Origin of the sequence: Vibrio sp. UCD-FRSSP16_30 (assembly GCF_001676025.1) — a bacterium.
Taxonomy (GTDB): domain Bacteria; phylum Pseudomonadota; class Gammaproteobacteria; order Enterobacterales; family Vibrionaceae; genus Vibrio.
In genome coordinates this window covers 126,804-148,490 of the sequence record NZ_LZFW01000079.1, presented here as the reverse complement: position 1 = coordinate 148,490, position 21,687 = coordinate 126,804, and the positions used below count along the sequence as shown (strand labels likewise).

The following is a 21,687-nucleotide window of genomic DNA, read 5'->3' as shown; positions in this document are numbered from 1 at the left end:
GATATCAGGTACGACTTCAGGCATTGAAGATCATCAAGTGGTGACCGTGAGCTTTAATGGTCAAGATTATACCGCGACTGTTAGCAATAACGCTTGGACACTCTCAGTGCCAGCGACGGATTTATCGGGCATTAAGGATGCGACGCCCCTGCCTATCACAGCGAATGTTATGGATGCAGCAGGTAACCCAGCACCGCAAGCAAGCCATACCATTGATGTGGATTTAAGTACTACCGCATCAATAAGCATCACAGATGGTTYGACCGGCGATGGTRTTATTAATGCAGCAGAGAGCAGTAGTGCACATATTGAGGGAACAGCCGAAGTGGGTGCGACATTATCGGGTTTGAGTATCCATGATAGTGCAGGCAACACGGTTAATATTTCTGCTAAAGATATGCCTAAGGTAGATAGTAATGGTCACTTTAGTTTAGATAATGTAGATGTGAGCAGCCTGACAGACGGTAAGTTGACGGTACAGGTGACTTCAACAGATGCTGCAGGCAACACGGCCTCAGCGTCAGGGCATATTGAACTTGATACGAATGTTGTTGTTTCAGGTACGCTGGATGATGGTCGTAGTCATACTGATACAACTCACCTATTCCAAGGTGACGGCTTTATTAATATTAATGAACAGATGCAAACCCGGTTGTATGGTACCTTGGAAGCTGGCGCTACATTGGAAGATGTCACATTATCTGATGGAACACATACTTATCATATTGCGCAGCATATTTTAGATGGAGTGAAGCCAGGACATTATTCATTGCATGTCAATTTATTGAGTGATCTTGTTGATGATAATGGTGACAAAGTAAATCTGAACTCTAATCAAGCAAGCTTGTTTACAGTAGGAGATAACACTCAGTTAGAGGTAAGAGTAACAGCGAAAGATAATGTAGGTAATACTGGTACTTCAATAAGCTCTGCTCAATTAGATACTCACGTTCATACTCCGGGTAAACCCGGCTTGACACATATTTCTGACGGTCGTGGTGGCCGTAGTAATCATGATCTTAATACAGTAGATGGCACACCAGGTATTTCCTTTACTGCAAATCAGCTAGATAAGACCTCAGAGAGTGTCCATATCTATGATACGTTCAAGCAACACCGCTATGAGATCGGAGAAGGGAACACTCATAAAGCCAACGAAATCGCATCAGGACACCACTTTGGTCAATTTAAAAGTGGCTATTATTTAGATGAGACTTCTAGTGTAATACGTAAGCTTGGAGTGGATGGCACACACATATATCAAGCTGAAATTCATGATGAGCATGGTAATGTTGGTCAAGGTGCAGCTACGGATATTATTATTGATACGCATATAGAAAAACCAATATTATCAATAAATAATCCGGCTGAAAATATCACGCCTGCAGGGTATCATCATGCAAGTAGTGGCGTAACGCCAGCAGATGATCTTTTAGTTAGTACTTTACGCCCAGATTTGAAGATTTCTAATATTGATAGTCATGAAAATTTGTGGAAGGTTGAGCTTATTGAAGGAAATAAATCACTCGGTATCGCAGCAAAAAATGAAAGTGGTGAATGGGGACATTTAGACAATAACGGGAAATGGGCGAATGGCTTGCCGAAAGGCTTTAGTCATAATGGCAATGAGTGGGTATATACGCCACAACATGATCTGAATTCTGGTCCTAATCAGTTTCAAGTTAAGGTAACTGATGTTGCAGGAAATCATATAGAAACGATACTGAAGCTAACACAACTGAATCATGCTCCAACAGCAGAGAACTCAGAGGTATCTGTTGCACAAAATAACAGTCATACTATGGCTATATCAGATTTTGGACACCCAACAGATCCAGATGCGGGTGATCATCTATCAGTTGTCATTGAGACCCTGCCAGATTCATCTCATGGAAAGCTATTATTAAACGGTTATGCAGTTCATGTTGGAGACAGTCTATCTATTAGTGAAATTGAAAATGGGCATGTAACATTTACAGCACCAGATTCTGTAACATTTAATGAGGAAGTTTCATTTCATGTAACTGATGGCAGGCTTAATTCTGAGACCCACTATATAAATATTCATGGTGCCACTATCAAGAACCAAGGTGGAAAAGTAGTCATGGAGCAGCAAGGACAGCGCTTGGTTTATGACTCCAGTGGTTTTGGATCAAGTAGAGAACAATCGCATAGTGATGGTGTGAATGACGGGCAAAGTGGTACAGAAAGCACACAGTACACGCGAGATCAACATGCAGGTATTAACTTCTGGAAGTTAGATTTTGCAGATTCAGTGCACTTAACGCAACACGTCGACAATGTGCATTATCGTATGGAGCTATTATCTGAAGATTCGAGTACTAAGCCCGGTACAGAGATTGGTTATTTCGATGGAAATAAATTTGTTGTTATATATCAAGAGCCTAAAAAATTAGATAAGTATCATACAGATCCGACTCAACCTGGTTATAAGGATGATCCACACTTACCCCAAAACCAGAGTGGTTCTATTTGGGAAACTAATTCCAATGGTGAAAAAGTTCTAATTATCCCTGATATCGCTATTCAACATGGGTTATATTTACATGGCGTTGGTGCCGATTCTAAGTCTGGGGATGCTAACGATATTACTTATCATTTCATTGCTCACGCACAGGTTAAGATTGGAGGCACAGATCAATCTCCAGCATTTACTGACTTAACTGATCCTGTTTATATCTATGTAAATAAAGATCGTGGTCTGGTTAAGGCCAGTGTAAAAGGAAGTGATAGCAGTCATAATAGTGGTGCACCACATAGTGACTGGCAGAAGGTAGCGCAGCAAGCTCATGACCATGCTCAGCAGCAAAATGATGAACCGATTCATAATGGGGCTCAGTCTGATGATGTAATATTAACGTTTAATTTCGATGATATTCCTGTGTCAGAAGTTAATAACAAACAACAAAGTAGCCATGTTGATAATCCATATTTAAATATGGTTCATAATAAAGGGATAAAATCTGTTCAGCATTCAAAGCATGATATACAGCATGAAGATCTCAACGATGGTGTGAGTCATAGTCAACCATCACACGATGCCAACCCATATCTTCATATGGCAGGCGTCGATCCCAAAGACGTAAAAACTGAGCACACAATCCACGATGACCATAATAAGTTGATGGATAAGCACTTTGCGCATAATCCATTAGCTGATGATTTCCACGATCCAAATCATGGGCAAGATACACATCATGATGCGTTTGCTAATCCGCTAGAGGATAAGCATGAGCATAAAATAGATAAACATCATCATGATGTTAAACATAACGCTCTTGATGACACGGGTATTCATGATGGTAACCATAAAGCGCATGACCACTTGGATAATCATTTGAGTGACCCAAATGCTCATCATAATAGTTAGTTAAGGGTTTTATCATTAATCAAAAACAGCCAAGCGAAAGCGAGGCTGTTTTTTTGTATATAGCCGTTGCTGACTAATACTGTTTTTCTACGCTATTTATGAGAGCAAACTTACATAGCTCTGCTATGAAAGTTTCAGCAGTTAATTATTGAGGATTAAGTAGCAGAGAAATAAAACCTAACTTAACCCCTAAGTGAACCCTTTTTGCTCCCCATACAAAAAAGCGCAGTAGGTATTAACCTGCTGCGCTTTCTATAATTTGGTGGCCCCTCGCAGACTTGAACTGCGGACCAATCGATTATGAGTCGAGTGCTCTAACCACTGAGCTAAGGGGCCTTGTAGGGTGAAGATTATATGAGATGGATGGGGGAGTGTCTAGATTTAGTCGCGAGAATAGAGCGCTTTTACGTATAGTTTTTATGCGATTAAACCATCAGATACAAAAAAGGTGAGCTAATGCTCACCTTTTGTACATATTGACTTGTTGTCTACTCGTCTAGGAAGCTGCGCAGAGTTTCTGAGCGGCTTGGGTGACGCAGTTTACGTAGTGCTTTTGCTTCGATCTGACGGATACGTTCACGTGTAACGTCGAACTGTTTGCCCACCTCTTCTAGAGTGTGGTCAGTGTTCATATCGATACCAAAGCGCATACGCAGTACTTTTGCTTCACGAGGTGTTAGGCCTGCTAGAACGTCTTTAGTTGCAAACTTAAGGCTAGTTGCCGTTGCAGAGTCTAAAGGAAGCTCTAGAGTAGTATCCTCGATAAAGTCACCTAGATGCGAATCTTCGTCGTCACCGATTGGTGTCTCCATTGAGATTGGCTCTTTAGCGATTTTAAGTACTTTACGAATCTTGTCTTCTGGCATTTGCATGCGCTCTGCCAGTTCTTCTGGAAGTGGCTCACGGCCCATTTCTTGAAGCATTTGACGAGAGATACGGTTTAGCTTGTTGATGGTCTCAATCATGTGCACAGGGATACGAATAGTACGCGCCTGATCAGCAATAGAACGAGTAATCGCCTGACGAATCCACCATGTCGCATAAGTTGAGAACTTATAACCACGACGGTATTCAAATTTATCAACCGCTTTCATCAAACCGATGTTACCTTCTTGGATAAGATCCAAGAACTGTAGACCACGGTTGGTGTATTTCTTCGCGATAGAGATTACAAGACGTAAGTTCGCCTCTACCATCTCTTTCTTAGCGCGACGAGCTTTAGCTTCACCAATTGACATACGACGGCTGATGTCTTTAATAGACTGAACCGTTAGTGATGTTTCTTTTTCGATGCTTTTAAGCTTTTGAATTGAGCGACGGATGTCTTCTTCGTTACGACGAATCTTTTCTTTGTAAGGTGCGTCAGAAGCTAGAGTTTTGTCTACCCATGCATCGCTTGATTCATTGCCAGTGAAAGTTTTTACAAATTCTTTCTTAGGCATGCCACCGTATTCTACGGTTTGGCGCATGATCAAACGCTCTTGTGTACGAACTCGCTCCATTGAGGTGCGAAGTTGAGTAACAAGATGATCAAATTGTTTTGGTGTCAGACGGAATTCACGGAAAACATCGTTAACTCGAGACGTTGCAACTTTAAAGGCTGCGCTATCACGGCCTTCTGTATTAGATACAAGTTGTAGGTCTTGGTAAGTCTTACGAAGATTAGTGAATTTTTCTAGAGCAAGCTCAGGATCAATACCTGTATCTTCCTCTTCTTCGTCTTCCTCATCGTCTTTGTCTTCTGAGTCATCAGCTTCAAGATCGGTTTTAGCCAGTTCAGAACCAACGTGAGTTGCCGTAGGGGCCGTTGTACCATCATCATCTGGGTCTACAAAACCTGAGATAATATCTGTTAGGCGAAGTTCTTCAGCTTGTACTTTATCGAACTGCTCTAAAACATACGGTATTGTGCCTGGAAACTCAGCAACAGATGCTTGAACTTGATTAATGCCGTCTTCGATACGCTTAGCGATATCGATCTCGCCTTCACGAGTAAGAAGCTCAACCGTACCCATTTCACGCATATACATGCGCACAGGATCGGTAGTACGACCAATTTCACTTTCAACGGTGCTTAAAGCGGCAACAGCTGCTTCAGCAGCATCTTCGTCGACTTCGGTGCTTTCGTCATTGATTGTGTCGTCATCAATCTCAGTGGCGTTTTCTACCACTTTGATGCCCATGTCATTGATCATCTGAATGATATCTTCGACTTGTTCTGAGTCGACTATTTCTGGCGGTAGATGGTCATTAACTTCAGCATAAGTAAGATAACCTTGCTCTTTGCCTTTAAGAACAAGTGCCTTAAGCTGTGACTGCCTATTTTGATCCATAGATGGTATCCAAATTCTGGTCTGGTGAAGGAACTAGTTTGCGAAATGCAGACCGGTAATTATAGCAAAGTTTTTACGTTACAAGCGTTGAGGGTCTCATGCTTTTAAATCTAGCATTAAAGCTAGCAGCTCCCTTTTTTCATCGACTGATAAGCCGATACTTCTTTCTTTCGCTTGTAGGGTTTCAATTTGCCTTTCGATACACTGATAAATTACTTTATCGAGTGAATCGCAAAAAATATCGTCGTGATTGTCTTCTTCTCGATAAGTGGGAAGATCCCAGCTTGCCAGAAGTGACAATATTCGTTCATCTTTCTCGTTTCGCCAGCATTCTAATAACTGGCCAGTGGTTATATGGGGACGATTTATACATTTATCAACCACATCGAGCAATAAACTTAGACCAGGTAGCTGAGTTTGCCTAATAGAATCTAAGTTTGGCATTAACTCCACATAATGTGGATTTTGCAGCAATAAAGCGATCACGACACGCATCGGTGTTCGCTCAATTTTTTTGTGTGGTGCTGGGCGTGAAGATTGCTCATCTGACTTTGCAATCAGTTGTTGCAGTTGCCTTTCATCGACCAACCCCAGTTTTCGACCCAGTAATTCGCGTAAATACATACGCAATGTACCGCCGGGTATTTTATTAATCAGAGGAATTGCTAGCGTGCTTAATTTCGCCATTCCTTCTCTGCTGCTTGTATCAACCTGTAGCATCAAGGTTTGAAACATAAACTCAGATAGCGTGGTTGCACTTGCAACTTGCTCTTCAAACGCTTGTTTACCATGTTGACGAATATAGGTGTCTGGATCTTCACCATCAGGCAAAAACATAAATTTAAGCTGACGCCCATCGTTTAAGAAGGGTAGTGCATTTTCCATCGCTCGCCATGCTGCATCGCGACCAGCGCGGTCGCCGTCATAACAACAAACAATGTTGCTGGTTTGACGAAACAACATTTGTAGGTGGTCACCTGTCGTGGATGTACCAAGCGAAGCCACGGCATAATCGACCCCAAACTGGGCTAGGGCGACCACATCCATATAACCTTCAACGACAAGAACATGCTCTGGTGAACGATGAGTTTGTAGAACCTCATATAGACCATAAAGCTCTTTGCCTTTATGGAATATCGGGGTTTCTGGTGAGTTGAGATACTTAGGTGTACCGTCACCAATAACTCGTCCACCAAAGGCAATAACACGACCACGGCGATCACGAATAGGGAACATAATACGCCCGCGGAAACGGTCATATCGGTTGCCTTTATCGTTTTCTATCAACATGCCGCCACTCACGAGAGCGTCTTGTGCCTGCTTTTGTTGACCAAATTGTTTTCGTACAGAATCCCATTCATCCGCTACGAAACCAATTTCAAATTTTTGTGCTATTTCTCCACTAAGACCTCGATTTTTAAGGTACTCAATCGCGGGTTTTCCGGCACTGGTTTTTAGCTGAGAGCGATAAAAGTTAGCAATACTACCAAGTAGGTCGTAAAGGCTGCGTTTTTGCTCTGTATTTGCTGTAGGCCCTTGGCTAAAACTGCCTTGGCGCTGTTCTCTTGGGACTTCGATGCCAAGATGTGAGGCAAGCTCATCGATGGCTTCAACAAACTCAAGACGTTCGTATTCCATCATAAAGTCGATAGCATTACCGTGCACACCACAGCCAAAGCAATGGTAGAACTGTTTTTCTTGGCTAACGCTAAAAGAGGGGGTTTTTTCGTTATGGAATGGGCAGCAAGCGCTGTAGTTCTTGCCTTTTTTCTTTAGTTTTACTCGCGCGTCAACGATATCGACAATATCCAGTCGAGCAAGTAGGTCATCAATGAAGGTACGGGGTATATGTCCAGCCATAGATCCTAAAGAATATGCTTGTGTGCAAGATACAAACAAGCCGTGCATTCAGAGAAAGCACGGCTTGCTTTAATTTTTAATCTGGGTCTAAGCGAGTTTAGAACGAACTAAACCACTTACTTGACCCATATCTGCGCGCCCTTGAATTTGAGGTTTGAGAACGCCCATTACTTTACCCATGTCTTGCATGCCCGCAGCACCAGATTCAGTGATTGCATTATCAACTAACGCAGTTACTTCTTCTTCAGATAGCGGTTGAGGCATAAATTCCTCAAGTACTGTAATTTCAGCTTTCTCAACATCAGCAAGATCTTGACGACCGGCAGATTCGTATTGAGCGACAGAATCGCGACGTTGTTTAACCATTTTAGTCATCACAGCAATGATATCATCGTCGGTCAGAGTAATCCTCTCGTCGACTTCACGCTGTTTAATTGCGGCTAAGGTTAAACGAATAGTGCCAAGGCGCGGTTTGTCCTTGGCTTTCATCGCTGATTTTTGCTCTTCTTTGAGATTATCAATAAGAGCCATTACTAGTTCCTAATTAAATTGGGGACTAGTAAAGACGAACGCGACGTGCGTTTTCGCGAGCTAGCTTCTTAGCGTGACGCTTTTGAGCTGCTGCTTTAGCGCGTTTACGAACTGTAGTTGGTTTCTCATAGTGCTCACGACGACGCACTTCAGAAAGAATACCTGCTTTTTCGCAAGAGCGCTTAAAGCGACGTAGAGCTACGTCGAACGGTTCGTTTTCACGTACTTTAACTACTGGCATATGCCTTTCACCTCAGGGGTTATTCGTTAATACTGGGTTCCACTTTCCGGGCAAATAAACTTGCAGGGGGAATTACCAGTTTGATCAAAAATGGTGCGGAATTTTAATCCGAACTGATAGTGTTTGTAAAGTATTTTATTGCGGAGAAAACGATCAATTATTTGTTTGAACAATTAGGACAAGGTAAACTTGCCACATATTAGAGACCTCGCGAGAAATGTATGCGTATTTTAGGTATTGAAACCTCCTGTGATGAAACAGGCATTGCTATTTATGATGATGAAAAAGGTTTGCTATCCCACCAACTGTATAGCCAAGTAAAACTGCACGCCGATTACGGTGGTGTGGTTCCAGAATTAGCCTCTCGCGATCATGTGAAAAAAACCATTCCACTGATAAAAGAAGCGTTAAAAGAAGCCAACTTAACCTCTGATGACATTGATGGTATTGCTTATACGGCAGGTCCGGGTCTTGTGGGAGCATTACTTGTGGGAGCCACTATTGGTCGCAGTATTGCGTATGCATGGGATGTCCCAGCAGTGCCTGTGCATCACATGGAAGGTCATTTACTTGCTCCAATGCTAGAGGATAACCCACCGCCGTTTCCTTTTATTGCTCTATTAGTTTCGGGTGGTCACACCATGATTGTGCAAGTAAAGGCGATTGGTGAGTACCATATTTTAGGGGAATCGATTGATGACGCAGCAGGTGAGGCGTTTGATAAAACCGCTAAATTAATGGGTTTGGACTATCCTGGTGGGCCATTATTGTCACGTTTAGCTGAAAAAGGAACCCCAGGGCGCTTTAAATTCCCTCGTCCTATGACAGATAGACCAGGTCTTGATATGAGTTTCTCTGGGCTAAAAACATTTGCCGCTAATACTATTTCGGCTAATGACAATGATGATCAAACTCGCGCTGACATTGCTTACGCCTTTCAAGAGGCGGTCTGTGCGACTCTCGTGATTAAATGTAAGCGTGCCTTGTTACAAACGGGTATGAAGCGCATCGTGATTGCCGGTGGCGTTAGTGCCAATAAGCAATTGCGTTTAGAGCTTGCTGCACTGGCTAAAAAGGTCGGTGGTGAAGTCTATTATCCGCGTACTGAATTTTGTACCGATAATGGTGCGATGATTGCTTATGCGGGTATGCAACGTTTGAAGAATGGTGAAACATCGGATCTTGCTGTAAAAGCACAGCCTCGCTGGCCAATCGATCAACTTAAACCCGTTACTGATTAGCTTTAAGACCTAGATCTGTTTAAGCGCTCTCATTTGTAGGGCGCTTTTTTTATGTTTAAATCATTTTAGATTGAAAATAGTTTAAACTTTAAACGCTTATTTAACAAAGGCTTGCGCTAGATCAATAAAAAGGTATATTAAATGCATCTTTAGATTGAAAAGCGAAGCAACATGACAGACTTCCAAGTAACTCACCGAACGACTAAGAAAGTAAGCGATTATATTGCTTATAAAATCACCCAAATATTAAAATTCACTTTGAATGTATTTTATGGAAAAAAATACGCTAAAAGAGCCGTGATCCTTGAAACAATTGCCGCTGTTCCTGGCATGGTGGCAGGTATGTGTAATCACCTTAAAGCACTGCGCCGAATGAAAGATGATGAGGGTTGGATTCGAGAGTTACTCGATGAAGCAGAAAACGAACGTATGCACTTGATGATCTTTCTTGATATCGCTAAGCCTAGTTGGGTTGAGCGTTTGTTAGTCCTTTTAGGGCAAGGTACGTTTATTGTTGTGTATGGCACACTTTATCTTCTATCTTCAAAAATTGCGCATCGTATTGTGGGTTACTTCGAAGAAGAGGCGTGTAAAAGTTATACCGAGTATTTAGAGAAAATTGATTGTGGTGAGATTGAAAATGTAATTGCGCCAGAAATTGCGACTAAATACTATAATTTGCCTGCGGATGCTAAATTAAGAGATGTGATCTTATTGATTCGTGAAGACGAAGCTAAGCATCGAGACAGAAATCACGAATTTGCTGACTCATACCAATCGCGTGATCTTCCTGCGCATCAGAGCTAATGCTCTTTGATTGATTGGTTATAATTGGTTGACTAATTGATTTGAATAACAGAACCAGCTAGGGCGAACGCATGAGTGAACGCTTTTCGACCAATCATGTGCATCATCTCCACAAGACGCCGTGAAATCATCCTTGATGGCTTCATTGTGGCATCCATGCCACAAAGACTTGTTCCGATAATGCACATGATTTTGTTCAAATAACGTTCGTGATCTCACCCAGCAGAACCAGCCCTTTGAGGCTGGTTTTTTTAACTCTGATTTTTCTTTGATCCCAATTTGGGTTCATCTCCAGCCAATAAACGTTTTATATTACCTTGATGACGCCAAATAATAAGGCAACAGAGCATGGCTACAGGCAGGGTGTATTGCGGTTTAATCATCCAAGTATAAAACGGAGCGATGAGAGCGGTAACTAAGGCCGCGAGTGAAGAATACCGAGAAACTAATGCGGTAATTAACCAAGTGCCCATTAGCATGCCGGTGAGATCAAACCCAATGGGCGCTATTGCTCCAACCGCTGTTGCCACGCCTTTTCCCCCTTTAAAATGGAAAAAGATCGGATAAATGTGGCCGATACAGGCAGAAATACCAATTAGACCTAACATGACCGGTTGTAAATCAAGATAATAGGCCGACCATACCGGAATGGTTCCTTTCGCCATATCAAAAATTAGCACCAGTGCTGCGGGTAACCGACCGCCAATTCTCAGAACATTGGTCGCTCCAGGGTTATTTGAGCCCGAACTTCTAGGATCTGGCAGGTTAAATACTCGGCAAATTAAGACGGCACTCGACACCGAGCCTAGTAAATAGGCCAGAATAATCATGAGTAGAGCCGTTGCTGACATAGGGTTCCTTTACACTTTGTAGCTATTATCGCGTTAATCGGATGATAGTTAGGTATCTGATGTAGTATATTACGTTTTTTTATACTTTTGGCTTATCCGACCTCAATCTTTGTATTTGAACTTGTTTTGCAAGTATTTGCTACAGAAAGAGGCAATTAAAGGATCGAAATAATGAATCAAGACAGAGTCTTCATTGAACAACTTGAAGTGATCACCACCATTGGTGTTTATGATTGGGAGCAAGAAATTAAGCAAAAATTGGTGCTTGATATTGAAATGGCTCACAACAATCAACCAGCGGGCAAAAGTGATGATGTTGAAGATGCATTAGATTATTTCTCTGTTAGCCAAGCGGTTTTGAGCCACATTGAAAACGGCCGTTTCTTGTTAGTAGAGCGTGTTGCAGAAGAAATTGCCGCTCTTATTATGAATCAGTTTAATGTCCCTTGGCTGCGAATAAAGCTGCGTAAGCCTGGCGCTGTGCCTCAAGCGGCAAGTGTTGGTGTGGTCATTGAACGAGGTTCATTGTGACCCAAGCCTATCTAGGCATAGGAACAAATATTGATCGAGACAAATATGCCAAAGTTGCCATCATAGAATTGCAACGTTTTGGGCGTAATCTGCAAGTCTCGACGATTTATCGTTGCCCTGCTTCAGGGTTTAACGGTGCCGAGTTTTATAACTTTGTTATTGGGCTTGATACCGACTTAGCGCTCGCAGATTTCAGCCATCAGTTACGAGCTTTAGAGTTGGCCTGTGGTCGTCCTGAAGATGCTAAAAAACAGCAAGATCGTACTTTGGACATAGATATTCTTTTGTTTGGAGATGTGCTTAGTCAACATTCTCCACAGTTGCCAAGAAGCGATATTGTTAAGTTTAATTTTGTTTTACAGCCGTTATACGAACTTTGTCCTGAGCTGATAGTGCCGGGTGATGGCCGTAGCATTGAGCAAATTTGGCAACAACAATTTTTGTCTATGGGTGGTATGAGCAATCTTACTGCTACCTCTTTACCTTTAAGTGATGATTATTAATGAGTTATTTAGAAGCATTTGCATTGGCCTTAATTCAAGGGCTGACTGAATTTTTACCTATATCGAGCTCGGCTCATCTTATTTTGCCTTCAGCTGTATTAGGTTGGGAAGATCAAGGCTTAGCTTTTGATGTTGCGGTACACGTTGGCACCTTGTTTGCCGTGGTTATTTATTTTAGACATGAAGTTGTGACCCTTTTGCGCGCATTTTTCGGCTCTGTGTTTAAACAGCAACAGAATAAAGAATCTAAGCTGGCTTGGATGATTATTCTGGCCACTATTCCCGCGGGCCTAGCCGGATTGTTTTTGAATGATCTTATTGAGCTGTATTTACGCAGTGCTTGGGTCATAGCCTGTACGACGATTATTTTTGGTTTACTGCTATGGCATGCCGATAAAGTTTCGACCTTATCTAAAGATGAGTATCAAGCCACTTGGAAAAAGACTTTAATTATTGGTATTGCTCAGGCGATGGCGATGATTCCGGGTACTTCACGCTCTGGTGCAACTATCACCGCTGCTTTGTACCTTGGCTTTACCCGAGAAGCTGCCGCTCGATTCTCGTTTTTAATGTCGATCCCAATTATTACCCTAGCGGGCGGATATTTAGGCACTAAGCTCGCTCTTAGTCCTGAACCGATGCACCTAGGCGTGTTGTTCACTGGGATTTTAGTGTCATTTGTTAGTGCTTATATTTGTATTCACTACTTTTTGAAACTGATCTCACGTATGGGAATGACACCGTTCGTTATCTATAGATTAATATTGGGTGCAGGCTTATTCGCCTTTTTGCTTACCCAGTAATATCAACGAACTATGCGCCCCAAGTTAAAGCTCTTTGAGTTAAAGCTTGGGGCTTTTTAAATCCCTTAATCCCATAACCAATTTTGTTTAACGCCCTCTATCGCTTCTACTCGACGCTTATTGAGTTCTTCTCGTATCTCTTTTCCATTAAACCCATCTTGGATGACTTGTTGCACGTTAACCGCTAAAGCACTTTGATAGGCCGCTTCAATGTAATCAGGCTGCGGATATGGGCTCGAAGTATGTCCTAGGCGACCTTGGCTATCGGCCTGACAGGTAATTAACACCTGTTGTAATACTTTGGGCTTTCGCCATACATCAAAACTATCAAGCACTCGCAGCAGGGTGGAAGCTTTTAATTCTTTTGCTCTGTGGATATTTGAATGCTGTTTACAAACATGCAGTGCTAGTTCTTTGTATTGATTTGGTACTCGCAGGCGCTGACATAATTTATCGATGATAGTTAGGCCAGTATGACAATGCATTTTATGGCTTGGCCATTCAGTTTGTGGTGTGACGCCTTTACCTAAGTCGTGCAGTTGTGCGGCAAAGCGAATTTCGGATTCATCAGTAAGCTGCGCGGCACGTTTAGCGACCATTAATGTGTGAATGCCAGTATCAATTTCAGGGTGCCACTTTTCGGTTTGAGGCACGCCAAATAAACGGCTTAATTCAGGAATGATGACATCTAGTGCGCCACACTGCTGTAGAACTTCAATGAAGATCTGCGGATCTTGAGTTAACAATGATTTATGCCATTCTTGCCAAACTCGCTCTGCTGTTAATGTTTCTAGCTCCCCAGAGTTAACTATTTGCGCCATTAAATTTTGCGTCTCTTCGGCTACGCTAAACCCTAAATGATGAAGTTTGGCGGCAAATCTTGCCACTCTCAGTACTCGCAGGGGATCTTCGGTAAATGCATCCGAGACATGTCGCAGAAGTTTGTTTTGTATATCTTGTTGACCACCATAAGGGTCATAAAGCTTGCCGGATGCATCTTGAGCGATGGCATTAATAGTAAGATCGCGACGAATAAGATCTTCTTCTAAGGAGACATCTTGAGCAAAGTAACAATCAAAGCCAGTATAACCACTGCCAGATTTTCTCTCAGTGCGAGCTAATGCATACTCTTCATGAGTCTTGGGATGCAAAAATACAGGGAAATCTTTGCCTACAGCCTGATAGCCGAGATCGAGTAATGCTTGTGGCGTACTGCCAACAACAACCCAGTCTTGATCGTAGTTATCAATGTTGAGCAGTTTATCTCGAACTGCGCCGCCCACTAAATAGGTTTGCAAAATAGATCCTCTCTTTTAGCCTGCATAATTCGCGCTATTATCGCTTGATAGTATACCAATAGTATATCTCTAATCCTTCTCAGAGTTACGTGCATCACCTGCTGGCAAAGGATTGCTTTACTTTCTTTGTTTCAGTGGTAGCGTGACCTCATCAGAAAAGAAGTGTGTACAGAAGTGCTAAATGTATAAGGATTTTTTTGGCTTTTTAGACGAGCCGTTTTCAATTGTTCCTAGTTCTAAATATTTATTCTTGAGCGCGCGTCATCGCGAGGCACTATCACACCTGCAAATTGGGATTAATAGTGGCGGTGGTTTTGCCATGCTGACCGGAGAGGTGGGCACAGGTAAAACAACAGTATCAAAAGCGATGTTGGCGAATTTGGATGGCAATTGGGTGACAGGATTCATTCTTAATCCTACATTCTCTGAAATAGAGTTGCTGGAAGCGATTTGTGATGAGTTCTCGCTATCTTATCAACAGCCTTCAAGCTTAAAGCAGTTATCTCAAGCGCTGTATAAATACCTGTTAGATAACCATAAGCAGGGTAAGCAAACTTTACTGTTAATTGATGAAGCTCAACATCTATCGGCTGGTGTTTTAGAGCAGCTACGCCTGTTGACCAATTTAGAAACAGATAGCCATAAGCTACTGAAAGTTTTGCTGGTGGGGCAACCTGAACTGCAACATAAGTTGCAAACGGTTGAATTACGTCAGTTGGCTCAGCGCATTACCGGTCGTTATCATTTACTGCCATTAGTTGAGAAAGAAATTGCCGACTATATTGGTTTTCGCTTGCGAGTATCTGGGGGGGATGAAGCGTTATTTTCATCTAGAGCGATTCAGCTTATTGCTTCTCAATCCCAAGGTATTCCTCGTCTTATTAATTTGATTTGTGATAAAGCACTGTATTACGCCATGCTTAGTCAGCATAAATCGGTGGATCATAAGATAGCGAAGAGTGCGTGTGATGACGTGCTTGCCTATCAAGCGCCAAGCATTAATAAACCCCAAGCGGTGGCGACAACTAAACTGCATCGCTGGGTGTCTCCAACACTGTTGTCTTTGCTGATTGCTAGTGTCACTTATGCGGGTTTAACCTCTTGGCAGCAGTGGCAACAATTGCAGTCTCAGCATCAAACAGAGCTAGTGCAAGCCAATTTATTACATCAACAAAAAATGGCAGAGCAACAAGCTAGCAATGAACAGCAACAGAGCTTAAGTCAGTTGATAGAGAAGAGCCGCTCCCCAATGGGTGCAATGCAAGCTCTCTATCGATTGTGGGGCTTTGATGCGTCAATTGTCGACTCTGACTGTGAGTACGGCACTACGCCGCCATTTCATTGCTTTCAGGGCGCAGCAGGCTTGCCTGAGATTGTCGCTTCCAATAGACCAGTAGTGATGACCTTGTATGATGCAGACAAACCTTACTTTGCCATCTTCCAGGGAATACAACACGATAGCGTGACTTTGCAATTAGCAGGGCAACGTGTGCAATTGCCGATTACTTGGTTCGAGCAACATTGGAAAGGGCAGTTTAGATACCTTTGGTACAGTGAGATACTCGATACCCTGAAGCTCAATAGCTCTGGCGAACAAGTTGTTGCTTTAGACAAACTGTTGGCCAAAGTACTTAATGCCCAACCTTTAGAGACGAGCGTTTATAATCGCGCGCTACAAAAGCGTGTCTCTACCTTCCAAGCATGGCAAGGGTTGGATGACGATGGCGTTGCCGGAAGTCAAACTTTGCGTCAGTTAGATAGATTAACCAGTGATAATGCTCCCAAATTGCTTGGTTACAGCAAGGAGGATAAGTAATGTCACAGGTATTAAAAGATCTACAGCAGTCTCAGCAACAGTTTGAACAGACTTTGCCTGTTGATAATGGCATTCGAGGTAAGCTGCATAACCCGCAAAGAGGTAATGGCAAAGTAAGACTGATGTGGGCTATTGCGGTTGGTTTAGGGCTTGGCGTTGCCAGTCATATCGCCTTCTCTAACTCGGCTCTTACCCGCTCAATAGAGGCTTCGATAACGCCAACGTTGCAGCAGTTACTTATCTTAGAAGATGCTCCTGCAAGCGAAGGTAGCGCTGTTACCACGCCAAGTGTTGATATTACGTTTTTACCTCAACTGCCGATAAAAGCATTGGTTCCATTACCTAAGTTCATTCCTGAGGTGGTTGAAGAGTCGTCAGTCAATGTTAAGCCAATACCAAGCAATGTGTCCAAGCCTGTTGCCGTGGCTAAATCAACAGATGTGCCAGTAAAAAATAATCATACGACCGCTAAATCGACAACAACCCCTAATGATGATTGGAGCTTACCAAAATTAGATCTATCTAAATTATCACCAGAGCTTGCTGGGCGTATTTCTAATGTATTGGATAATCCGTCTGATTATAGCGTTGATGAGATGAGTGATGTGGATGACAGTAAGTTAGACCATACTCACATGAGCCAACTGGATAAAGATGGGGAGCGTTACAAAGGGCGTTTACCTGCGATGAATCTACAGACTCATATGTACGCCAGTAACTCAAAGCATCGATGGGTTAAAATTAACGGTAAAGAGTTACAAGAAGGCGATGCGATAAATAGCGATGCGAAGCTCATTGAAATTGCGCCTCGATATGTGGTCATTGAATTCTTGGATGAGAAAATCAAAGTTCCAGCACTGTATGACTGGAAAGGTTAAAACAAAAAAAAGCTGCCGAAAGGCAGCTTTTTTTTGTTGTTAGGTATTACGCCCAGCCGTTAGGAGACTTCTTACGACGAGGGATAACGTGTGGAAGTAATAGACCAAAGAGTAGGCCTAGTCCTGCAACACCGCCACCGTACATAAAGTACTTCAGTAGAAGGTCTTCTTTTTGTGTATCAAGACGAGCTCTTAATTCACGAACCTCTGTTTGTGCTGATAGCAGTTGGTCACTCACTTTCTTGTAGTTCGTTTCCATTTCTGCAATTTGTGTATTACGAGTATCTAGAGAATGAACCAGACCTTCTTGTTCTTTTTCTGCTTTATCATTAAAGCCGGCTAATTCAGCTTTAACATGAGCAAGTTCTTTTTCAAGGCGAGGCATACGAGTAACCATACCTTCAGTCTTGGTCACGTATTTTGACTCAACCCATCCTTTTCGACCACGTTGGTCAACGATTTCGGTATAGCCACTTTTCTTGTTAGTTTGAACTAACGTTACTTTTGCTCCAGCATCAACACTGCCGATAATTCGGTATTGAGCGTTAGGACCCGAGTGCATGTAAGTAAATAGATTGTCGGAGATGTAGATCGTCTTAGCCCATGCCGCAGGTGCTGCAATCACAGCTATAAAAGCGATCAATAAAAGTTTTTTCACTGTAAGTCCTTCAAAAAATCAGATTTAGGTGAGGGAAGCATTCCATCGTTGCCTAAATAGTAAGTAGATTATAGGTTGCCTGCAACTAAAAGAGGGGGCAATGCCCCCTCTATAACGTTACTTTGTCAAAATATGACAAATATCTGACATATTGTTTAGGTGAAAATCACTAGCATGATTTCATAGAATACAATCGCAAGTAGTGCACCAGCGGGTAAAGTTACAACCCATGAGACCACAATGTTGCGAACCACACCTAAGTTTAGAGCTGCGATACCGCGGGCAAAACCCACACCAAGTACAGCGCCAACTAATGTTTGAGTCGTTGAGATCGGCAGACCAGTACCAGAAGCTAATACTACAGTACTTGCTGTTGCCAACTGAGCAGCAAAGCCTCGGCTTGGGGTTAATTCTGTAATACCAGTACCAACGGTAGACATTACTTTATGGCCCATAGTAGCAAGACCCACAACAATACCCACGCCGCCTAATGGTAGAATCCACCATGCGATTTGTGTTTTCTCAGAAATCTCACCCATGTTATTGATAGTAGAAACAATAGCAGAAAGTGGACCGATCGCATTTGCTACGTCGTTAGAACCATGCGCAAATGCCATAGCACATGCAGTAATTACCATTAGAGTACTGAATACTTGCTCTACGCCGGTAAAACTATGTTCATGGTTATCACTATCAAGCTTGAATCGTTTTTGAATGTATAGGTAGCCAATTACCATCACTAGTAATGATAGTGCGATGGACCACATCCAAGCTTCACCAGTGGTTAGGTATAAGCCAACATGCTTAAGACCTTTTTTGATGGTCACAAGTGCAATAACGATAGTCGTTAGGAACATGTATACCGGTACATAGCGTTTGGCATTTTCCAGCGGATTGTCGGTGTTGAAAATAAACTTCTGAGCACTGACAAATATAAAGTAGGCAAATAACCCCGATATAAATGGCGTAATGACCCAGCTGCCAACAATACCTTGTACTGAACTCCAATCCACTGCATGAGAGCCAACGGAAACGACAGCAAAGCCGATAATTGCGCCAATAATTGAGTGAGTAGTCGAAACTGGCCACCCCATATAAGAGGCCGCTAATAACCAAGTACCCGCTGCCAGAAGCGCAGACATCATGCCAAACACCAGTAGATCGGGCGAATTAGCAAATAATGTTGTATCAATGACACCCTTTCGAATGGTATCGGTTACTTCACCGCCGGCAAGATAAGCGCCTGCGAATTCAAAAATCATAGCGATAATAATCGCTTGCTTAACAGTTAACGCTTTAGAACCTACAGAGGTACCCATTGCGTTAGCGACATCATTGGCACCGATACCGATGGCCATCATGAAACCGAATACGGCAGCGCATATAAGAAGTATCATGCCGTAGTTAGCTAGAACATCCATTAAATATCCTTTGATATTAACAAGTTGAAATGAGGTGGAAAGTGATTAGCTACGCGCTATCATCAACTCTAAACGAGCGCAAACACGCTGTGCTTGGTCCGCTATGCCTCCAACCCACTCGAGGATTTTATACAAGAACATCACATCAATTGGATTGTATTGATCTTCAATGTCTCTAAGGCTTCGACGCAAATCGATTTGCATTTGGTCGGTATCATCTTCGATACGATCTAATTCATCGATCATTGATTCAACCAGTTCTGCTTCACGTCCTTTGAAGCCCGTTTCTAGCAATTCATCTAACCCATTGATCACTCTGTACATCTGACCAACAGCATCTAGGCAACGTTTAACGTAGACTAAAAACTCTTCATGCAGATCTTGAGGGATGAGTAGATTTCGGCCTAGAACACGGCCACAGATATCTTTAGCAATATTTGCTACTTTATCTTGTTGGGTCAGCAACTCCAGCAAATCACCTCTATCAAAGGCCATAAATAGACCTGTAGGTAGATGCAAACGAATCTGACGCTTGAGGGTGTCAGCTTCTTTTTCTAGTGTTGAAATTTGTTGACGGTATTCTGCCGCCTTCTCCCAGTTGTTAGCATTTGACGCAGCAAAAAAGTCAGGCAAAAGTGATGCACACTCTTGGACCTTTGCTCCGTGTTGCTGCAACGGTTTTATTGGCGATTTTGCGAATAAACCAATGATGGTATTGACTGGCATATTTGTATTGTCATGTGATTGTCATGCTGGGGTGTAACTATAATAGGTTTTTTTAGTATTAAAAGGGTTTCTGTGATTTAAAATTGCACAAAAGTGGATTTTTTTGTGATTTAGATCAGTTGAAAGCCACTTGCCGATGACGTAATTTCATCTTAATCTGCTATAGACCGTCGATTATGAGTGAATTATGGAAACTGAAATAGAGCTGAAATTTTTTGTTTCACCGCAATTCTCAGAAGTTTTGAGAGAAAAAATTCCGCACAATAAAATTCTACAACACAACTGCCGAGAGCTGGGGAATATCTATTTTGATACTCCAGATAACTGGTTACGCAATCATGATATCGGGATGCGTATTCGTCGCTTTGATGATGTCTATGTGCAAACTGTTAAAACATCGGGCCGAGTGGTGGCCGGTTTGCATCAGCGTCCAGAATATAATGCCGAGCATAATAGCGATGAACCTGATCTTTTTTTACATCCTAAGAGCATTTGGCCAGAAGGTCGAAGTGTCGAAGAGCTGTCCGCGCAAATAACGCCCTTGTTTGCCACCAACTTTACCCGAGAGTTATGGTTGGTTGGAATGGCCGATGGTAGCCAAGTTGAAGTGGCCTTTGATCAAGGCTTAGTGATTGCAGGAGATCAGAGCTCAACGATTTGCGAAGTGGAACTTGAGCTAAAATCAGGCCAAACGGATGCTTTATTTACTTTGGCTCGTCAGTTATGTGAAGACGGCGGAATGCGTCTTGGCAATCTTAGCAAGGCAGCAAGAGGCTATCGACTCGCACAAGGGTTCTCTGGCAGTAAACCTAGGCATTTAGGTTTGGTTGATGTCTCTGTACAAGACAATGTTGAAACTTGCTTTATAAAATCTTTAGAGCACGCACTTTCTCATTGGCTTTATCATGAGCAAGCTTATGTTGAATCGCCATCAATGGCATGCCTGAATGAGATTTGTTATTCCTTAAGTTTTGTTAGGCAAACCTTAGCGGTATTTGGTGGTATTGTCCCTCGTCGCGCCAGTGCGATTTTAAGACAAGAGCTTAAATGGTTAGAGCAAGAGTTAAATTGGGTGCGCGCTGCTGATTATCTTGATGATCTAACTGAAGACAAAGGGCATGCATTGCGCAAGCTTGATGCGCAAAAGACATTAGTTAAGCAACTAAAAACAATGCGTGGAAAACTGTCATCAGAAGAGGAAACGCTGCAGTTGCTTCGGTCGGCGCGATATACCGGTGTTATTCTTGATTTGAGCCGTTGGGTTCTTGCTAAAGGCTGGCAACCATTCTTAGATGATAACGCCCGCCAAGAAATGTCAGCTAATCTAGTGAGCTTTTCTCAGAATCAACTCGATCGCACGTGGGCTGAGTTAGTCAGTGCCTTTCCGGTTGAGCAAACACTGACCTCAGAAGATTATATAGAAGAGCATTACCATCTTAATCGATGTCTATTCTCTGGTATTTGCTTTGCCGCATTGTTTGATCAAGATATGCGTCAAGCGTTTCGCTTGCCTTGGGCTGATTTGGCGCAAGGAATTGATGATTTGTTAACTTTGGCTCCTGTTCGTCAACTTGTGGATCAACTGCAAGGGGATGAGAAAGAACAACTGCAACGTTGGCTCGATCGCCAGCAAGCTTCTATTTTACATGCCATGGAACAAACTAGAGCCATGTGCATGGAAGTGCAGCCATACTGGAAAGGTTAATTGTTTAATCATTTCTCAGCATAGAGACACATTTTATTAATACAGCGCTTGCCCTAGGGTGAGCGCTTTTTTATGCTAAATTCACCATTCCCC

The 21,687-nt window shown here is 42.6% G+C and carries 18 protein-coding genes and 1 tRNA gene; 9 read left to right on the top strand and 10 right to left on the bottom strand.

Annotated elements, in window-relative coordinates; translation table 11 throughout:
- On the top strand, positions 1–3,391 hold a 3,391-nt coding region (locus A9260_RS15795), incomplete at its 5' end, for a cadherin-like domain-containing protein (RefSeq protein ID WP_197488359.1).
- A gap of 260 nt (positions 3,392–3,651) precedes the next feature.
- On the opposite strand, the gene A9260_RS15790 is transcribed toward A9260_RS15795, so the two are convergent.
- From A9260_RS15790 to rpsU, 5 genes are all read right to left on the bottom strand, one after another.
- Positions 3,652–3,727: transfer RNA gene (locus tag A9260_RS15790), tRNA-Ile, on the bottom strand.
- Positions 3,728–3,879: 152 nt separating this feature from the next.
- Positions 3,880–5,724 (bottom strand): RNA polymerase sigma factor RpoD, encoded by a 1,845-nt coding sequence (gene rpoD / locus A9260_RS15785; protein WP_068700662.1) that lies wholly within the window; start codon positions 5,722–5,724, stop codon positions 3,880–3,882.
- Positions 5,725–5,820: 96 nt separating this feature from the next.
- Positions 5,821–7,584, bottom strand: coding sequence for a DNA primase (gene dnaG, locus A9260_RS15780; protein WP_068700660.1), 1,764 nt, complete (start codon positions 7,582–7,584; stop codon positions 5,821–5,823).
- A gap of 87 nt (positions 7,585–7,671) precedes the next feature.
- Positions 7,672–8,115: a GatB/YqeY domain-containing protein gene (locus A9260_RS15775; RefSeq protein ID WP_068700657.1), complete on the bottom strand. Its 444-nt coding sequence runs from the start codon at positions 8,113–8,115 to the stop codon at positions 7,672–7,674.
- 25 nt (positions 8,116–8,140) lie between these two features.
- Positions 8,141–8,356, bottom strand: a complete 216-nt coding sequence (rpsU, locus tag A9260_RS15770; protein WP_001145625.1) for a 30S ribosomal protein S21 — start codon at positions 8,354–8,356, stop codon at positions 8,141–8,143.
- Positions 8,357–8,577: 221 nt separating this feature from the next.
- Between rpsU and tsaD the strand changes: the two genes are divergently transcribed.
- Positions 8,578–9,597: a tRNA (adenosine(37)-N6)-threonylcarbamoyltransferase complex transferase subunit TsaD gene (gene tsaD, locus A9260_RS15765; RefSeq protein ID WP_068700656.1), complete on the top strand. Its 1,020-nt coding sequence runs from the start codon at positions 8,578–8,580 to the stop codon at positions 9,595–9,597.
- A gap of 171 nt (positions 9,598–9,768) precedes the next feature.
- Positions 9,769–10,404, top strand: a complete 636-nt coding sequence (locus tag A9260_RS15760) for an alternative oxidase (protein ID WP_068700654.1) — start codon at positions 9,769–9,771, stop codon at positions 10,402–10,404.
- Between the two features lie 251 nt (positions 10,405–10,655).
- Here A9260_RS15760 and plsY read toward each other — a convergent pair whose 3' ends face one another.
- A complete protein-coding gene (gene plsY / locus A9260_RS15755; protein ID WP_068700650.1) occupies positions 10,656–11,255 on the bottom strand; it encodes a glycerol-3-phosphate 1-O-acyltransferase PlsY in 600 nt (199 codons plus the stop codon).
- Between the two features lie 171 nt (positions 11,256–11,426).
- Here plsY and folB point away from each other — a divergent pair, with 171 nt between their 5' ends.
- The 3 genes from folB to A9260_RS15740 are packed head-to-tail and all read left to right on the top strand — an operon-like array spanning position 11,427 to position 13,092.
- A complete protein-coding gene (gene folB, locus A9260_RS15750; RefSeq protein ID WP_068700648.1) occupies positions 11,427–11,786 on the top strand; it encodes a dihydroneopterin aldolase in 360 nt (119 codons plus the stop codon).
- Positions 11,783–12,289 (top strand): 2-amino-4-hydroxy-6-hydroxymethyldihydropteridine diphosphokinase, encoded by a 507-nt coding sequence (gene folK, locus A9260_RS15745; RefSeq protein ID WP_068700647.1) that lies wholly within the window; start codon positions 11,783–11,785, stop codon positions 12,287–12,289. Before folB ends, folK begins: the two co-directional genes overlap by 4 nt.
- The gene (locus A9260_RS15740; RefSeq protein ID WP_068700646.1) at positions 12,289–13,092 is read left to right on the top strand and encodes an undecaprenyl-diphosphate phosphatase; all 804 of its coding nucleotides are present in this window, start codon (positions 12,289–12,291) and stop codon (positions 13,090–13,092) included. Before folK ends, A9260_RS15740 begins: the two co-directional genes overlap by 1 nt.
- A 65-nt stretch (positions 13,093–13,157) precedes the next feature.
- Here A9260_RS15740 and A9260_RS15735 read toward each other — a convergent pair whose 3' ends face one another.
- A complete protein-coding gene (locus A9260_RS15735; RefSeq protein ID WP_068700645.1) occupies positions 13,158–14,390 on the bottom strand; it encodes a multifunctional CCA addition/repair protein in 1,233 nt (410 codons plus the stop codon).
- A gap of 181 nt (positions 14,391–14,571) precedes the next feature.
- Here A9260_RS15735 and A9260_RS15730 point away from each other — a divergent pair, with 181 nt between their 5' ends.
- Together A9260_RS15730 and A9260_RS15725 are read left to right on the top strand one after the other, a co-directional pair.
- Positions 14,572–16,206 carry an ExeA family protein gene (locus A9260_RS15730; protein ID WP_068700643.1) on the top strand — a complete coding sequence of 545 codons (1,635 nt, stop codon included), beginning with the start codon at positions 14,572–14,574 and terminating at the stop codon, positions 16,204–16,206.
- Entirely contained in the window at positions 16,206–17,084 is an 879-nt protein-coding gene (locus A9260_RS15725; protein ID WP_068700640.1) for a general secretion pathway protein GspB, read from the top strand. Before A9260_RS15730 ends, A9260_RS15725 begins: the two co-directional genes overlap by 1 nt.
- 46 nt (positions 17,085–17,130) lie before the next feature.
- On the opposite strand, the gene A9260_RS15720 is transcribed toward A9260_RS15725, so the two are convergent.
- From A9260_RS15720 to A9260_RS15710, 3 genes are all read right to left on the bottom strand, one after another.
- The gene (locus A9260_RS15720; RefSeq protein WP_068700637.1) at positions 17,131–17,742 is read right to left on the bottom strand and encodes a TIGR04211 family SH3 domain-containing protein; all 612 of its coding nucleotides are present in this window, start codon (positions 17,740–17,742) and stop codon (positions 17,131–17,133) included.
- Between the two features lie 155 nt (positions 17,743–17,897).
- Positions 17,898–19,163, bottom strand: coding sequence for an inorganic phosphate transporter (locus A9260_RS15715; protein WP_068700636.1), 1,266 nt, complete (start codon positions 19,161–19,163; stop codon positions 17,898–17,900).
- A gap of 45 nt (positions 19,164–19,208) precedes the next feature.
- The gene (locus tag A9260_RS15710) at positions 19,209–19,889 is read right to left on the bottom strand and encodes a TIGR00153 family protein (RefSeq protein WP_068700634.1); all 681 of its coding nucleotides are present in this window, start codon (positions 19,887–19,889) and stop codon (positions 19,209–19,211) included.
- Between the two features lie 187 nt (positions 19,890–20,076).
- Between A9260_RS15710 and A9260_RS15705 the strand changes: the two genes are divergently transcribed.
- Positions 20,077–21,594 (top strand): CYTH and CHAD domain-containing protein, encoded by a 1,518-nt coding sequence (locus A9260_RS15705; RefSeq protein ID WP_068700632.1) that lies wholly within the window; start codon positions 20,077–20,079, stop codon positions 21,592–21,594.
- Positions 21,595–21,687 lie beyond the last annotated feature (93 nt).

Excerpts from the sequence above, each read along its gene's own strand:
- rpoD (WP_068700662.1), bottom strand. The coding sequence starts at position 5,724 with ATGGATCAAAATAGGCAGTCACAGCTTAAGGCACTTGTTCTTAAAGGC.
- dnaG (WP_068700660.1), bottom strand. The coding sequence starts at position 7,584 with ATGGCTGGACATATACCCCGTACCTTCATTGATGACCTACTTGCTCGA.
- A9260_RS15775 (WP_068700657.1), bottom strand. The coding sequence starts at position 8,115 with ATGGCTCTTATTGATAATCTCAAAGAAGAGCAAAAATCAGCGATGAAA.
- rpsU (WP_001145625.1), bottom strand. The coding sequence starts at position 8,356 with ATGCCAGTAGTTAAAGTACGTGAAAACGAACCGTTCGACGTAGCTCTA.
- tsaD (WP_068700656.1), top strand. The coding sequence starts at position 8,578 with ATGCGTATTTTAGGTATTGAAACCTCCTGTGATGAAACAGGCATTGCT.
- A9260_RS15760 (WP_068700654.1), top strand. The coding sequence starts at position 9,769 with ATGACAGACTTCCAAGTAACTCACCGAACGACTAAGAAAGTAAGCGAT.
- plsY (WP_068700650.1), bottom strand. The coding sequence starts at position 11,255 with ATGTCAGCAACGGCTCTACTCATGATTATTCTGGCCTATTTACTAGGC.
- folB (WP_068700648.1), top strand. The coding sequence starts at position 11,427 with ATGAATCAAGACAGAGTCTTCATTGAACAACTTGAAGTGATCACCACC.
- A9260_RS15740 (WP_068700646.1), top strand. The coding sequence starts at position 12,289 with ATGAGTTATTTAGAAGCATTTGCATTGGCCTTAATTCAAGGGCTGACT.
- A9260_RS15730 (WP_068700643.1), top strand. The coding sequence starts at position 14,572 with ATGTATAAGGATTTTTTTGGCTTTTTAGACGAGCCGTTTTCAATTGTT.
- A9260_RS15725 (WP_068700640.1), top strand. The coding sequence starts at position 16,206 with ATGTCACAGGTATTAAAAGATCTACAGCAGTCTCAGCAACAGTTTGAA.
- A9260_RS15715 (WP_068700636.1), bottom strand. The coding sequence starts at position 19,163 with ATGGATGTTCTAGCTAACTACGGCATGATACTTCTTATATGCGCTGCC.
- A9260_RS15710 (WP_068700634.1), bottom strand. The coding sequence starts at position 19,889 with ATGCCAGTCAATACCATCATTGGTTTATTCGCAAAATCGCCAATAAAA.
- A9260_RS15705 (WP_068700632.1), top strand. The coding sequence starts at position 20,077 with ATGGAAACTGAAATAGAGCTGAAATTTTTTGTTTCACCGCAATTCTCA.